This window comes from Streptomyces sp. NPDC111520 (assembly GCF_055635295.1).
Genome location: NZ_JBVKBW010000011.1, coordinates 245,343 through 259,609, shown reverse-complemented (window position 1 = coordinate 259,609; position 14,267 = coordinate 245,343). Strand labels below are relative to the sequence as shown.

At 74.6% G+C, this 14,267-nt stretch carries 9 protein-coding genes; 4 read left to right on the top strand and 5 right to left on the bottom strand.

The genetic code is table 11. From position 1 onward, the window contains the following. Positions 1-81: 81 nt before the first annotated feature. Positions 82-1,281, top strand: a complete 1,200-nt coding sequence (locus ACZ7MY_RS26615) for an epoxide hydrolase family protein (protein WP_499605457.1) — start codon at positions 82-84, stop codon at positions 1,279-1,281. Between the two features lie 96 nt (positions 1,282-1,377). Beyond that, on the top strand, positions 1,378-1,566 hold the full coding sequence (locus ACZ7MY_RS26610; RefSeq protein ID WP_499605455.1) for a bleomycin resistance protein: 189 nt from the start codon (positions 1,378-1,380) through the stop codon (positions 1,564-1,566). 45 nt (positions 1,567-1,611) lie between these two features. Here ACZ7MY_RS26610 and ACZ7MY_RS26605 read toward each other — a convergent pair whose 3' ends face one another. Both ACZ7MY_RS26605 and ACZ7MY_RS26600 read right to left on the bottom strand, forming a co-directional pair. Then, positions 1,612-2,247 carry a DsbA family oxidoreductase gene (locus tag ACZ7MY_RS26605; protein ID WP_499605453.1) on the bottom strand — a complete coding sequence of 212 codons (636 nt, stop codon included), beginning with the start codon at positions 2,245-2,247 and terminating at the stop codon, positions 1,612-1,614. Between the two features lie 94 nt (positions 2,248-2,341). Beyond that, positions 2,342-3,223 carry an alpha/beta fold hydrolase gene (locus ACZ7MY_RS26600; protein ID WP_499605451.1) on the bottom strand — a complete coding sequence of 294 codons (882 nt, stop codon included), beginning with the start codon at positions 3,221-3,223 and terminating at the stop codon, positions 2,342-2,344. 136 nt (positions 3,224-3,359) lie between these two features. On the opposite strand from ACZ7MY_RS26600, the gene ACZ7MY_RS26595 reads away from it, so the two are divergent. Continuing rightward, the gene (locus ACZ7MY_RS26595; protein WP_499605449.1) at positions 3,360-5,357 is read left to right on the top strand and encodes an AfsR/SARP family transcriptional regulator; all 1,998 of its coding nucleotides are present in this window, start codon (positions 3,360-3,362) and stop codon (positions 5,355-5,357) included. 824 nt (positions 5,358-6,181) lie between these two features. Here ACZ7MY_RS26595 and ACZ7MY_RS26590 read toward each other — a convergent pair. The 3 genes from ACZ7MY_RS26590 to ACZ7MY_RS26580 form a co-directional block, all read right to left on the bottom strand. Beyond that, positions 6,182-6,385: a cold-shock protein gene (locus ACZ7MY_RS26590; protein ID WP_326570877.1), complete on the bottom strand. Its 204-nt coding sequence runs from the start codon at positions 6,383-6,385 to the stop codon at positions 6,182-6,184. Between the two features lie 244 nt (positions 6,386-6,629). Beyond that, positions 6,630-10,574 (bottom strand): S8 family serine peptidase, encoded by a 3,945-nt coding sequence (locus ACZ7MY_RS26585; RefSeq protein ID WP_499605448.1) that lies wholly within the window; start codon positions 10,572-10,574, stop codon positions 6,630-6,632. Between the two features lie 196 nt (positions 10,575-10,770). Then, positions 10,771-12,909: an alpha-galactosidase gene (locus ACZ7MY_RS26580; protein WP_499605446.1), complete on the bottom strand. Its 2,139-nt coding sequence runs from the start codon at positions 12,907-12,909 to the stop codon at positions 10,771-10,773. Positions 12,910-13,088: 179 nt separating this feature from the next. Here ACZ7MY_RS26580 and ACZ7MY_RS26575 point away from each other — a divergent pair, with 179 nt between their 5' ends. Further along, positions 13,089-14,264: an ROK family transcriptional regulator gene (locus ACZ7MY_RS26575; protein ID WP_499605444.1), complete on the top strand. Its 1,176-nt coding sequence runs from the start codon at positions 13,089-13,091 to the stop codon at positions 14,262-14,264. The last annotated feature ends 3 nt before the right edge of the window (positions 14,265-14,267 follow it).

Genomic DNA, 14,267 nt, shown 5'->3' with positions numbered 1-14,267 from the left:
CCCTGGGGCGACGCCCGCCCCTTTCGGGTCACTTTGGGTGAGCGGCGACGCAGGGTCGCCGTACACGACGAGGAGACCCATATGTCCTTCACTCCGCAGACCCCGGAGATCCGTCCGTTCACGTTCGAGTTCTCCGATGCGGACCTCGCGGACCTGCGTGCGCGCATCGAGGCGACGCGCTTCCCCGAGAAGGAGACCGTCGGCGACCAGTCCCAGGGCACCCAGCTCGCCACGGTCAAGGAGCTGGCGCGGTACTGGGCGACGGAGTACGACTGGCGCAAGGTCGAGGCGAAGCTGAAGGCGCTGCCGCACTTCATCACCGAGATCGACGGGCTGGACATCCACTTCATCCACGTGCGCTCCAAGCACGCGGACGCCCTGCCGGTGATCGTGACGCACGGCTGGCCGGGCTCGGTCGTCGAGCAGCTGAAGATCGTCGAGCCGCTCACCGACCCGACGGCCCACGGCGGCGACGCCTCCGACGCCTTCCACGTGGTGATCCCCTCGATGCCGGGCTACGGCTTCTCCGGCAAGCCCACCGCGAAGGGCTGGGGCCCGGAGCGCATAGCCGCCGCCTGGGGCGAGCTGATGAAGCGCCTGGGCTACACCAAGTACGTCGCGCAGGGCGGCGACTGGGGCGCCGTCGTCACGGACCTCATGGGCGTGCAGGAGCCCGAGGGCCTGGTCGGCATCCACACCAACATGCCGAAGGTCATCCCGCCCGCCATCGAGGAGGCGATCGTGGCGGGCAACCCGCTGCCCGCCGACGTCGTCCTCGCCGACGACGAGCAGAAGGCCGCGGTCGAGCAGCTCGACTTCGTGTACCGGCACGTCTACTACGCCTACATCATGGGCTCGCGCCCGCAGTCGCTGACGGCCCTGGCGGACTCCCCGGTGGGTCTGGCCGCCTTCATGCTCGACCACGACAAGGCCAGCCTGGAGCTGATCACCAGGGCTTTCAACGGCGTGAGCGAGGGCCTGTCCCGCGACGACGTGCTGGACAACATCACCCTGTTCTGGCTGACCAACACCGCCGTCTCCGCGGCACGCCTGTACGGGGAGAACACGAGTCCGTTCTTCGGCGCGAAGGGCGTCAAGCTGCCCGTGGCCGTCAGCGTCTTCCCCGACGAGCTCTACCAGGCCCCCAGGAGCTGGGCCGAGCAGGCGTACCCGAACCTCGTCCACTACAACCGGCTCCCCAAGGGCGGGCACTTCGCCGCCTGGGAGCAGCCCGAGCTGTTCGTCGACGAGGTCCGCACCGGCTTCCGCCCGATGCGCTAGGCGCGAGCTGGTCCGCGTTCCGGGTTGCGGAGTCCCACCGTCCTCGCGGACGGTGGGACTCCGGGCCCCTGCGACAGAGCGAGGAGGAGGTTCCCCATGGACGTCCCGACCCTGGCCGGGCTCCTGCACGAGACCGAGGAGCGCCACGGCGCCTACGAGGCGAGCGCGCCCGAACACCACTGGTGGGACTGGTACGCCGCCTACCTGTACGCCCGTGAGCAGGGCCGTACGCCGGACGAGGCCGCCCGCGACGCCGCGGGCCACGTGGAGGCGCTGGCGGAGTAGGGCGCCCGGGCGGACGCGAGGCGCTCGCGTCCGCCCCGGCGGGGCTCAGGAGGTGAGCCTCGCGGCCCAGTCCCGGAACCACTCCCGGGGCCGCAGTCCGGCGATCCCGCGGCGGCCGGAGACCCAGGTGGGCGTGGCATGGACGCCGTACCGCGCGGCGAGCGACCTGGCCGCGGCCAGCGCCGCAGCCGGTGCCGGGGTGTCCCAGGCCGCACGCAGCCCCGCCGCGTCGCCGCCCGCCTCCGCCGCGAGGGAGAGCAGAAGCTCCCGGGACTCGATGTCGAGGCCGTCGGCGAAGTTCGCCGAGAACACCGCGGCTTCGAAGCGGTCGGCGGCCTCGGGGGAGGTCGCGGCGAGCCACTCGTGGGCCGCGAGGGCCGGGCGGGAGTCCGCGATGCGGTCCGTCCAGCGCAGCGGCAGGCCCGCCGCCTCGGCCTCCCGGGCGAGGAACGCGTACCCGGGGCCGGTGCGCGGGCCGGCCGGTATGCCGCCCGGACCGATCTCGGGATGGATCGGCAGCGCGTGCCCGACCACGTGGATCCCGTGCTCCCGCAGGATCCGGGAGCGGTCCTGGGCGACGTAGCAGTAGGGGCAGATGAAGTCGAACCAGCGCTCGGCCGTCGCGAGGGGCGCCGGCGAGCCGGTCCCGGGCGCGGGGGTGGGGGCGGGGGACATGGACATCCGGTCCTCCTCGCGGGAGCCATTACATTACATACGTTCATTGTAACGAAAACACCCGGCGTTTCTTCCCGGCCACCCCCGCGGCCGCGCGGGCTCAGGAGGCGACGAGTGCGCGCAGCGCCGAGGCCACGAGTTCCGGGTCCTCCTCCGCCATGAAGTGGCCGCAGCCGACCGTGGTGTGGGTCAGGCCGGGCGCCCAGGCCTCCCAGAGGGCGCGGGCGTCGTAACCGAGGGCGGCACCCCAGTCCTGCTGGAGGACCGCGACCGGCATCCCGAGCCGCCGGCCCGCGGCCCGGTCGGCCCGGTCGTGGTCGAGGTCGACGGTCGCCGAGGCGCGGTAGTCGGCCACGATCGACGGCACGGCCGCACGGGACGCGTCGAGGTACGCGGCGCGCACCGCGGGCGGCACGGCCTCCGGGGACCGGTTCCACGCGTCGAGGAAGTGGCCGAAGAAGGCGTCCGGGGCGGCGGCGATCATCTCCTCGGGCAGGCCCGGGGGCTGGGCCATCAGGTACAGGTGGAAGGCGACGGCCGCGTCCGCGCCGCTGAGGACGTCCCACATGTCCAGGGTCGGCAGCACGTCGAGGCAGGCCAGCCGGCTGACCGCGTCGGGATGGTCGAGCCCGGCACGGAAGGCGACCAGGGCGCCGCGGTCGTGGCCGGCGAGCGCGAAGCGCTCGTGCCCGAGCGCGCGGGCCAGCGCGACGACGTCCGCCGCCATGGTGCGCTTGGCGTACGTGTGAGGGTCCATGGGCGCCGGCTTGTCACTGGCGCCGTAGCCACGCAGGTCGGGGCAGATGACGGTGTGGTCGGCGGCCAGGTCGGCGGCGACGTGCCGCCACATGAGGTGGGTCTGCGGGAACCCGTGCAGCAGTACGACGGGGCTGCCCGAGCCGCCGACGGCGACGTTGAGGGCGACGCCGTCGGCGACGGGGACGCGGCGCCGGGCGAAGCCGGGGATGACGGGCGGTGTCATGGTGTGCGGTCTCGTTCCGTGGTCGGGGGAGGGGAGTGCCCGCCGGTGGCGGACGTCCCGAGCCTTCCGCCCGCGAATCAGCAACCGGTCAGCGCGTACCGTGGCACCGGGGAGGACGGCCGGAGAGGTGGGCAGGGTGCGGGTCGTGTTCGGAGTGCTCGGGCCGGTCGCCGCCTGGGACGGCGACGGTCGTGCGCTCGCGCTCAAGGGCCCGCGGCACCGGGAGGTGCTGGCCCGGCTGCTGGTGGCGCGGCGCCGCGTCGTCCCGGTGTCCCGCCTGGTGGCGGACCTGTGGGACGAGCCGCCCGCCGGTGCCGTCGGGGCCGTGCAGACCTTCGTCGGGGCGCTGCGCCGCGAGTTGGAGCCGGAGCGGCGGCCCCGGTCCCCCGCCCGGCTGCTGGTCACCGCGGGCACGGGCTACGCGCTGCGGGCGGACCCGGACAGCGTGGACGCCTGGCGGTTCGAGGCCGCCGTGGACGCCGCCGCGGCACTGCCGCCCGCGCGGGCGCTGGCCCGCCTCGACGAGGCCCTGGACCTGTGGCGCGGCCCCTCGTACGGCGAGTACGCCCACCGCGAGTGGGCCCGCGGCGAGCGTTCCCGCCTCGCGGAACTGCGGCTGCGCACGGTCGAACGGCGCGCCGTGGCCCGGCTGGAACTCGGCCTGGCGGCCGAGGCGGTGCCCGACCTGGACGCGCACCTGGCCGAGCACCCGTGGCGGGAGGACGCCTGGGGGCTGCTGGCGCTCGCTCTGTACCGCTCCGGCCGCCAGGGGGACGCGCTGGCCGTGCTGCGCCGGGCCCGGGCGATGCTCGCCCAGGGCCTGGGCCTCGACCCGGGACCTGCGCTGCGCCGCCTCGAGGCGGACGTCCTCGCCCAGGACCCGCGCCTGGACCCGCAGGCGCCGCCGCCGGCCGACCCGGCCGACGCGGCCGCCCGGGTGTGGACGCGGGCGGCCGAGGCGTACGACCGCACGGTCGCCGCCGGGGCCCGCGCTCGTCTGGAGTCGACGGTGGGCCTGCTCCGCAATCTCGCGCTGACCGGGGGCGGGGGCCTGGAGGCCGCCCGGGAGCACCGCCTGGCCGCCGTCGAGGCGGCGGAGGAGACCGGCGACCCGGAGCTGACCGCGCGGGTGATCGGCGCGTACGACGTGCCCGCGATCTGGACCCGCGGCGACGACCCGGAACAGGCCCGGCGCATCGTCGCCGCCGCCGAGCGCACCCTGGCCGCCCTGCCCGCCGGGGCCGCCCACGAGGCGGCCCGCTGCCGGCTGCTGGCCACCGTCGCGGTGGAGTCGCGCGGCATCCGCTCCCCGCGCGGCCCGCAGGCGGCGCGGCAGGCCGAGGAGACGGCCCGCCGGCTCGACGACCCGGCGCTGCTCGCGTTCGCCCTCAACGGCGTGTTCATGCAGAAGTGCACCCGCGCGGGCCTCGCGCCGCTGCGGGACGCGGTCGGCGCGGAGTTGGTGGTGCTGGCCCGGCGGCACGGCCTGACGACGTACGAGGTGCTCGGGCACCTGATCCGCCTCCAGGCCCGCAGCGCGCTCGCCGACTTCGCCGGGGCCGATGTGCACGCCGCCGAGGTCGACGTCCTCGCCACGCACCACGAACTGCCCCTCGCGGGCGTGTTCACCCAGTGGTACCGCGCGCTGCGCACGGCCGCCTGCGGCGGCGGACCGCGGGCCGAGGCCGCCTACCGGGCCGCCGCGGCACGGCTGGAGGGCGCGGGGATGCCGGGTGTCGAACGGGGCCTGCTCCCGCTCGCGCTGCTCTGCCTCGACGTGGCCGACGGCACCCTCCCGGTGGCGCGGATCGCCGAACGCGCCGACCCGGCCGCCGACTGGGGTCCCTACCGGCCGTGGGCCGCCCCGTTCCTCCTGCTCCGCGCCGACCGCCGCGCCGAGGCCCTGACGGCCCTCCGGGCCCTGCCCGAGCCGCCTCCCGACCTGCTGTACGAGGCCCTGAGCTGCCTGCAGTCCGTGGTCGCCGTCGAACTCGGCGACCGCGACACCCTGGAGGCAGTGCACGCCCGGCTGCTCCCCGCCGCCGGTCAACTCGCGGGCGCCGGCAGCGGCCTGCTCACCGCGGGCCCGGTGGACCGCCGCCTCGCCGCGATCACCGCGGCCCTCGCCGCGTAGGCCCCTGGGGGCCGGTTCCCCGGCCGGTCGCCGCGCCCGCCCGGCCGCGTCGCCGATCCGTTCCGGGATCCGGGCTTCGATCGCGGGTGCGCCTGGACGGCGTGTCGTTCAGCAGTGCCCTCGGCCTTGCCGCTCCCGCCCGGCCGCTCCCCACCGCCGGCCTGCTCCGCCCGGCTGCGTCGCCGATGCGAGCCGGGATCCGGGCTTCGATCGCGGGTGCGCCTGGACGGCGGGGCTCCGCGGTGGGGTGTCGTTCAGCAGCGCCCTCGGCGCGTTGCCGCGCATGTCCGCCGTGCGGTCAACGCGTGGGCGCCGACAGCGGCCTGCTCACCGTGGGTCCGGTGGACCGCCACCTCGCCGTGATCACCGCGGCCCTCGCCGGATGGGCCCCGCCAGGCCGGTTCCCCGGCGCGTTGCCGCGCCCGCCCGGCTGCTTCCCGCCGCCGGTCAACTCGCGGGCGCCGGCAGCGGTCTGCTCACCGTGGGCCGGGTGGCCCGCCACGTTGCGGCGATCACCGTGCCCCTGCAGGCCGGTTCCCCCGCGCGTTGCCGGGCACGTTCGCCGCGCGGCCGATGCCGGAGCTCCGGCGGCCGGGCGTTGCGAAAAGAGAAGAGCGGGCGGAATCGGGGGCGCCGGCGGCGGTCAGCTCGCCGCGGGCCCGTGGACCGCCATCGGGCCGCGTCGCCGACCCGCTCCGGGAAGCGGGCCTCGGTCCCGGGGCGCCTGGGCGGCGGTGGGCAGGCCGCCGTGCCGCGGCCCCGGTGGCCCGAACGCGAAGGGGCCGGCACCTCGTGAGGTGCCGGCCCCTTGCTTTCCCGAGGGGTCAGATCGGGAGGATGTTCTCGGCCTGCGGGCCCTTCTGGCCCTGCGTGACGTCGAAGCTGACCTTCTGGCCCTCCTGGAGCTCACGGAAGCCCTGGGTGGCGATGTTGGAGTAGTGGGCGAAGACGTCGGCGCCGCCGCCGTCCTGCTCGATGAAGCCGAAGCCCTTTTCCGAGTTGAACCACTTCACGGTACCGGTCGCCATGGGGATCTCCTTAGGGAGCAGTAAACGAAGGCCGCACTTTGCGGACTTCCGTCGCCGCAATGACCCCTCCGGAAGGACCGGAAAAACAAAAAATGCACCTGCGGTCGCATCCCGGCAGGTGCACAAGAAGTTCATGGGTACCAAAACTGCAACGCGATCAACCTAACACACCTGCTGCGGGACGACCGGGAGGCCGGGTCCGGCACGCGTCGGGCGTGGCGGACCCGGCCCCGTGGGCCGTCGGTCAGTAGGTGAGGCGCTGGAGCCCGTTGGCCCAGGGGTTCACCAGGAAGACCGTGCGGGTGGCGGGGTCGAGGAACAGGCCGCGCCGGCTGGTGAAGTCGAAGTTGCTGGTGCTGAGGGTGGAGTTGACGAGGTTGGCGACGGGGTGCCGGGAGAGCACCTTGCCGGTGTCGGGGTCGAGGACGGTGATCTCGCTGAGGGCGTTGTTGTCGCCGGTCGTGGCCTCCTCGTAGAGGTGGGCGACGACGGCGACGTGGTGCCGGGTGTCGAGCGCCGGCCACATGACGCCCCGGGTGCCCAGGTCGGCCGGGGCACCGGTGGCCAGGCTCTTCTGGTCGGCCGCGCGCCAGGTGGCGGTGGGGAACTCGCCGGTGGTGTAGCTGGGGGTGGCGGGCCCCGCGGCGACGTAGACCCGGTCGCCCTTGCCGTCGGGCAGCAGCCCGGCGGTGCAGGCCGGCATGGTGGTCAGCGGCGACACCTCGCGGGTGCCGGCGTCGACCGAGACGGCCCAGTAGGGGACGCGCCCGGACAGGCAGGGCCCCATGGTGCCGGTGGTGGCCACGAAGAAGGTGCCGGTCGACGCGTCGACGGAGACGTTGCCGAAGGCGCGCCCCGGGTTGTCCGCGTTGAGCGCGATCGGCGCGGAGACCTTGCCGGTGGTCATGTCGACGGTCCACAGCGAGGCGACCCCGGTGACCCCGTCGAAGGTCGTCACGGCCGCCCGGTGACGGGCCGGGTCGACGACCCCGCCCTGGTAGTACACCGACGTCGAACCGGTGCCCGGGTCGAGGGTGCTGAGCCTCACGCGCCCACCCGTCGCGGTGTCGCGCAGGTCGACCTCGGGGAGGACGCCGCCGTCGAACGGCCGGTGGCCGATGAGGGTGTGTCCCGTGCGGGGGTCGGCCCCCAGCACCTCCTGCATCATCGAGGTGCCGGTCTCGCGGGACACCGTGGTGCCGAGGGTGCCGTCCTTGAGCGAGTACGCGGTGGTGGCCGAGGCCGCCAGGTGGATCCAGCCGTCCTCGCCCTCGGTGAACTCGTCGGTGGCGAGCAGCGCCTTGCCGCCGCTGACCTCGATGTTCTCCAGGGTGCCGGAGACCGTGTCGCCGTCGAGGTACTGCAGGAACGACGTAGGCGACGCCTGCCCCACCGGCTTGCCGTTCCGGGTGGGCAGGATCCGGACCGGGTACTGCAGTCCGGTCGGCAGACCGAGCGCCTTCAGGTCCAGCACCGTCCGGCCCTTCACCGACGGCAGGGGCCGCAGCAGGGTGGAGGCGTGGTCGACGCCGTTGTCGTCGCGGCCGCTGCCGTTCTGGTTGGTGGCGGTGTTGAGCGCCCCGTACAGCGTGGGCGCCGGGGTGAGGAACTCGATGGCGGCGCCGTCGGCGTGCCGTACCGAGGAGGCGTCCCAGGCGACCGTGAGCTTCGGTGCCGGCCGGCTCAGTTCCACGGCGTGCGCCGTGGCGGACGTGCCCTGCCCCAGCAGCGGCGCCTGCGGCCGCTGGTCGGCGCCGGGTCCGACGCGCAGGGCACGGAAGTCCCCGAAGACCTGGCCGTCGTAGAGCGTGACGCCGATGCCGTAGAGCCCGGCGCCACCCGGTTCGAAGGCCGAGGCGGGGATGGTCACCGTGCCCTTGGTGCCGGTGAGCGGGGTGCGCCACTGGGCACGCCACTTGTCGCTGGTGGTGAAGGGCGTCCAGTGACCGACCGAGGAGAGCACCAGCTCGGGCGCGGTGGTGTCGCGCAGGCCGGTGAGGTCGTAGTGCACGGTGACGGGCTTGCCCAGCGGGGAGGAGCCGGGCGCGGTCGGGGCCTTGGGCTGCACATAGGTGCCGTCGGCGGCGCCGAAGGTGAGCCGCCTGCCGGTCGAGGCGACGACCTTGTTCCCGGAGAGCGCCTCGAACGTCGCCTGCACCGAGCGCGGTTCGCCGGAGGCCAGGGGCAGGCCGGCGGCGCCCAGCAGCTCACGCGGCAGGACACGCAGGCTGGGGCCCGCGGACGGGATCGTGCCGTGGTCGCCGACGCGCAGACGGTACGTCAACTTCCGGTGGGCGCCGGTGAGGTCGAGGCCGAAGGTGAGGGGCGAGACGGCGTTCTGCCCGGACGGGTTGCCCCAGGCGTCGGCGGGGCCCGCCAGGTCGATGGCGGAGGGGTCGGTGGCCTCGACGAAGGAGGTCGTCGGGCTCACCGACAGCAACTGGCGCTCGGCGACGGAGAGCCGTACCGCGGCGGGGGTGAGGTCGTGGCGCTCGGCGAGCACCTTCTCGACCGCCGCCGTGACGTCCAGCTGCGGGCCCATTCGCAGTTCCCGGTCGGCCTGCGGGGGCTGGGCGATCGGGCGGCCGGTGTCGACCAGCAGCTTCCTGACCTCGCGGGGGCTGAGCTCCTGCCCGGTCGCCTCGGCGGCCGCCAGGACGTTGGCCGCCGCGGCGGCGATCATCGGGGCGGAGGCGGAGGTGCCGCCGTTGAGCACCACGCCCGGTCCCTCCGGGGTGTGGATCAGCGAGGGCAGGTTGTCGCCGGGCGCCGCCAGGTCGATCCGCGTGCCGAACCCCGAGGAGTAGCCGGCCGATCCGTTGTAGCGGGTCGTCGGGTAGACCGCGGTGCGCACGTCGTCCGAGCTCAGGGTGTCGTCGACGGTCGTGCCGCCGGCGGCGATCACCCCGGTGTCACGGACCAGGGTGGGGGTGGTGGTGGGCGCGACGTCGTCGATGGACGTCTGCGCGCGACTGCTCGACGTCAGGTCGGTGGGGGTGCTGCCGCCGTCGGGGCCGACGGACACCGGCAGGCCCAGGCGGGTGCCGTCGTTGGACGACACGACCACCACGATCCCCGAGTCCACGATGGAGCGCAGGGTGTCCCTGATCTCGGGGTCGTCCTCCAGCCACCGGGAGGGGAAGCCGATCGAGCCGTCCGTGCCGAAGCCGAGGCTCGCGGTGATGACGTCCGGCCGGGGCTTCTGGGCGGCCGCGGCCCGCAGGGCCGCCGCGATGCCCACCGCGGAGGGCTCCTCGGGGATCACCAGCCGGTACTGCGCGCCGGGCGCGATGCCCAGCAGGTCGGTGGCGCCGCTGCCGGTGGCCTCGGGGCGCTGCCGGTCGTGCGGCAGCGGGGCCATCATCGAGAAGTCGAGCAGCACTTCGGCGAGGTTGGGGTCCTGGCCCTCGATGCTGCCGGCGGGGTCGAGACGGCCCTTGTTGTCGCTGGTGAAGGTCGGTATCAGCGGCAGGGAGGGGAAGTCCAGGTAGCGCTTGCCGTCACGGAGCACCGTGGTGGGGCCGTTGAGGCGCACGTACTCGTCGCCCGCGTCGGCCATGCCCTGGTCGGTGAGGTCGCCCAGCGACACGTTGGTGACGATCTGGCCCTCGCCGGGCAGCGCGCGCAGGTAGGTCGCGGTGTCCTGGAAGGCACCGACCGCGTTGACACCGCCCGCGTTGAGGTACGACTGGAAGGACGTCGTCAGGCCCTCGTTGGCGGGCAGGTCCTTGGCGGCGGTCGAGGGGGCGGTGGTACGGGCCGCGCTCCGGTCGCCCATGCCCCCGACGGCCGCGAGGACCTCCTTCGGGAGCCGCACGGCGCCGGAGTTCATCGTGCGGGGGCGGACCGCGGAGCGGGCGCCCGTGGACGCGCCCACGCTGTACGGGGTCAGCGCGGCGGCGTCGGCCCTGGCCTGGAGTATCCCGGGCGAGGGGGTCAGCGGGTCGCCGAACGCGGTGCGGCCCTGGGGGGCCACCACGGGGAAGGCCCGGGTGGTGCCGTCCTTGCGGGTCAGGGTGCCCGACCCGTCGTCGGACCAGCGCAGCACCGAGCCGTCGGAGAGGGTGAGGGAGTGCGCCGCGGGAGCCGCCCGGGCCGCGGACCGGGACGCCGGGGCGTCCGGATCCGCGGCGTGGGCGACGGAAGGTGCGGCGGCGATCGTGGACAACAGGGCGGCGAGCGCCGTCAAGCGTGCTCGTCTGAAGCGGTGGGACATGCAACGCCCTTCGATGATCGGGTGAGGAACGTGCAGAGGGCCGGCGGGACTTCGGGACGCGGGACGGAGCTCACCTTGACGGTGTCACGTCACACCGGACAAGCTCCGGGAGCTGCGGGTTTGTGCAGTTGCCCACATGCGCGGGGCGCGGCACGCCGCCGCCGGGCGGTCACTGCTCGTCCCGCTCCGCGACGCGGACCAGGTGGACCGCCGTGCTGGCCCAGTCCCCGGGCGGCAGGTCCGGCGTGAACCCGTACCCGCCGAGCACGGCCGCGTGGTGGACGGTCCCGGTGCGCGCGTCGCGGTAGCGGGCGCCGGGCGTGAGGCCGCCCAGCCGCACCGGACCCTGCGGACCGCCGTGCCGCCGGACGCTCTGCCAGACCAGCACCAGGGCCTCGCTCCCGTCGTGGGCGGCGTACTCCACCACCGTGGGACCCTCGTCGCCGCCCTCGCGCAGCCGGTGCAGCGCGCCGTGCTGGACGAGGTGCCGGACCTGCTTGTACTCGGCCACCAGCTCGGCGCCGGCCGCCAGTTCCTCCTCGGACCAGCGGCCGAGGTCGCCGCCGATGCCCAGCAGGCCGGCCATGGCGACGTGGAAGCGGAAGCGCAGCGGCACCGTGCGGTGGGTCAGCTGGTTCGGCACGTCGGTCACCCAGGCGGCCATGGTGCGCGCCGGGTAGACCTGGCCGTAACCGTGCTGGATGGCCACGCGGTCGGCGGCGTCGGTGTTGTCCGAGGGCCACGCCTGGTCGGTGCGGGAGAGGATGCCGAGGTCCACCCGGCCGCCGCCGCCGCTGCAGGACTCGATCCGCAGCCGCGGGTGGTCGGCGCGGAGCCGGTCGATCACCCCGTAGAGGTTGTGCACGTACCCCGTCCACAGCCGGTCCGCGCCGTCCTCGCGGCCGGGCCAGCCGGCCTCGCTGAACGCGCGGTTCATGTCCCACTTGAGGAAGTCGACGCCGTTCCCGGCGACGAGCCGGGTGAGCCAGCCGTACGCCCAGTCCGCGACGTCCCGCCGCGCGAAGTTGAGGACCAGTTGGTTGCGCAGCTCGGTCCTGGTCCGGCCGGGGACGTGCAGCACCCAGTCCGGGTGCGTGCGGTACAGGTCGCTGTCGGGGTTGACCATCTCCGGCTCCACCCACAGCCCGAAGCGCATCCCGAGCCGGTGCACCTCGTCGGCGAGGGGGGCGAGCCCGTGCGGGAACCGGTCGGCGGCCGGGGTCCAGTCGCCGAGGCCCGCGCGGTCGTCGCGCCGGGCACCGAACCATCCGTCGTCGACGACGTACAACTCCACGCCCAGCGCGGCGGCCCGCGCGGCGAGCGCCGCCTGGCCGGCCTCGTCGACGTCGAAACCGGTGGCCTCCCAGGAGTTGTAGAGCACCGGCGCGATCTCCCGCGGGTGCGGCAGGACATGGGCCAGGGTGTGGGCGTGCCAGGCGCGGCTGGCGGCGCCGAAGCCGCCCTCGGTGAACACGGCGGCGAAGACCGGCGTGCTGAACTCCTCGCCGGGGGCGAGCGGCAGGCCCGTCCCGTCGTGCCCGGCGCCCCCGGTGAAGCCGGCCCGGCCGTCGTGCGTGCGCTGCGCGGTGATCCGCCAACTGCCGCTCCAGGCCAGCGCGGCGCTCCACACCCGGCCGTGGGTCTCGGTGGCGTCGCCCGCGTCGAGCATCACCCAGGGGTTGGCGTGGTGGCTGGTGATGCCGCGGCGGCTGGTCAGCACGGTCTCGCCGTACGGCAGCAGGTCCCGGCGCAGCCGGCTCTCGGCGGACCACTGGCCGGTGACGTGGCTGAGCCGGTAGCCGGGCAGGGGCGGCAGGCTCCAGGCGGCGGAGTCGGCCCGGAGCAGGGTGAGTTCGCGGTCGCCCGCGTTGCGCAGGACGGTGCTGCGTTCGATGACGTCGCTGTCGTCGTGCACGCGGTACCGCAGGGTGACCTCCAGCGGGTGGACGCGGTCGCGGAACCGCAGCGACAACTCCGCCGTGCCGGGCGCCGGTTCCCGTACCTCGTGTCCCACCGGGAGCCACTCGAAGGCCCGGTTCCCGTCGGCGAAGCGGACCTGGAGCGAGGGCGGCCCGAACCGGGCCCCGCCGTCGACGGGGAGCTCCTCGCCCACCGGGGGCCGGCCCTCGAAGCTGCTCGCGTCCGGCCCCGGGGGGACGGCGAGTTCCGCGGCCTCGTCGAGGGTCAGCCGCGGGCCCCAGGCGACATGGCAGGGGGCACCGGTGGCGTCGACGCGCAGCGCGTACGACGTGCGCGGGGTGCTCAGCAGCCAGATCCCGGTGTCCGGGGCATGGGAGATCACGGGCATGGGTCCTCACGTTCGGGTGGTGCCGGGGAACAGTCGGCAGCCAATCCTTACCTTGGATCAGATGTCAACACCCACCCTGATCCGGCCTTTTCAAGCTGAGGGCACCTCACGGAGGCAACTTCCGAGGAACCTTGATTCTTTTATTGACAGCAGAAAAGAACCCACCTAGGTTCCCGGCCATGCGCTCGATCCTGCAGGGGGAGGCGTTCCCGGCCCACACGCCGGCCGCCGCCCAGATCTTCACCACCGTCCTGTGCCACGGTCCGCTCACCCGCACCGAGGTCGCCAGGCGTGCCGGGCTGTCCGCGGCCGCGGTCACCAAGGCGGTCCGGCCGCTGATCGAGGCCGGCTACCTCGTCGAGGACGTGGACGAGGAGGCCCGCCCCTCCCTGGGACGGCCGGCCAACCCCGTACGGGTGGACGGCGGCCGGGCGCTGTTCATCGGCCTCAAGATCACCGGGGACGAGATCATCGGCGTGCTCACCGACCTGTGCTGCCGGATCCGCACCTCCCGCCACGTGCCGCTGCCCGCCCCCGGCCCCAGGGCCGTCCTGGAGTCGGCGGCCGCGCTGGTGCACGAACTGCTGGCGGAGGCCGACGGCTTCGGCGTCGCCGTCAGCGGCCTGGGCATCGCGGTCTCCGGCGACGTGGACCGGGCCGGCGGCGTGGTGCGCTACTCCCCGTTCCTCGACTGGCGCGACGTCCCGCTGGCCGAACTGGCGGGGATGACCACGGGCCTGCCGGTCACCGTCGACAACGACGTCAGGGCGCTCACCGTCGCCGAGCAGTGGTTCGGCGCCGGCGTGGGCCTGTCCGACTTCGCCGTGGTGACGGTCGGCGCCGGCATCGGCTGCGGCCTGGTCGTGCACGGGCGCGTCGTCTCGGGCGCGTACGGGGTGGCCGGTGAGATCGGCCACCTGTCCATCGACCCGGCGGGACCCCTGTGCCACTGCGGCAACCGCGGGTGCGTGGAGGCGATCGCGGCGGACCCCGCCATCGTCCGCGCCGTCCGCGAGGCGACGGGCACCCCCGTGGCCGACGCCGCCGAGGCGCTGCGACTGGCCCACGGGGGAGACCCGGGGGCCAGGGAGGTGTACGCGCGGGCCGGCGAGGCGATCGGCCGGGCCATCGGCTCGGTGGCCAACCTCTTCGGCCCGGAACGCGTGATCATCTCGGGCGAGGGCCTGGTGGCCCACGACCTGTTCGCCGACCAGATCCTCGAGGCGTTCGCCGCCTCCGCCTTCGGCACCGCGGGGCAGTGCGACCTGCGGACGCGGCCGCTGCCCTTCGAGGAGTGGGCGCGCGGGGCCGCGGCCACCGCGATCCAGTCCTTCATCAGATCAGACACGTACTAGGAG

What these genes read in the sequence shown, in the direction of transcription:
- ACZ7MY_RS26605 (WP_499605453.1), bottom strand. Translation starts at nt 2,247, where the DNA reads ATGTCCATGTCCCCCGCCCCCACCCCCGCGCCCGGGACCGGCTCGCCG.
- ACZ7MY_RS26615 (WP_499605457.1), top strand. Translation starts at nt 82, where the DNA reads ATGTCCTTCACTCCGCAGACCCCGGAGATCCGTCCGTTCACGTTCGAG.
- ACZ7MY_RS26575 (WP_499605444.1), top strand. Translation starts at nt 13,089, where the DNA reads ATGCGCTCGATCCTGCAGGGGGAGGCGTTCCCGGCCCACACGCCGGCC.
- ACZ7MY_RS26580 (WP_499605446.1), bottom strand. Translation starts at nt 12,909, where the DNA reads ATGCCCGTGATCTCCCATGCCCCGGACACCGGGATCTGGCTGCTGAGC.
- ACZ7MY_RS26600 (WP_499605451.1), bottom strand. Translation starts at nt 3,223, where the DNA reads ATGACACCGCCCGTCATCCCCGGCTTCGCCCGGCGCCGCGTCCCCGTC.
- ACZ7MY_RS26610 (WP_499605455.1), top strand. Translation starts at nt 1,378, where the DNA reads ATGGACGTCCCGACCCTGGCCGGGCTCCTGCACGAGACCGAGGAGCGC.
- ACZ7MY_RS26590 (WP_326570877.1), bottom strand. Translation starts at nt 6,385, where the DNA reads ATGGCGACCGGTACCGTGAAGTGGTTCAACTCGGAAAAGGGCTTCGGC.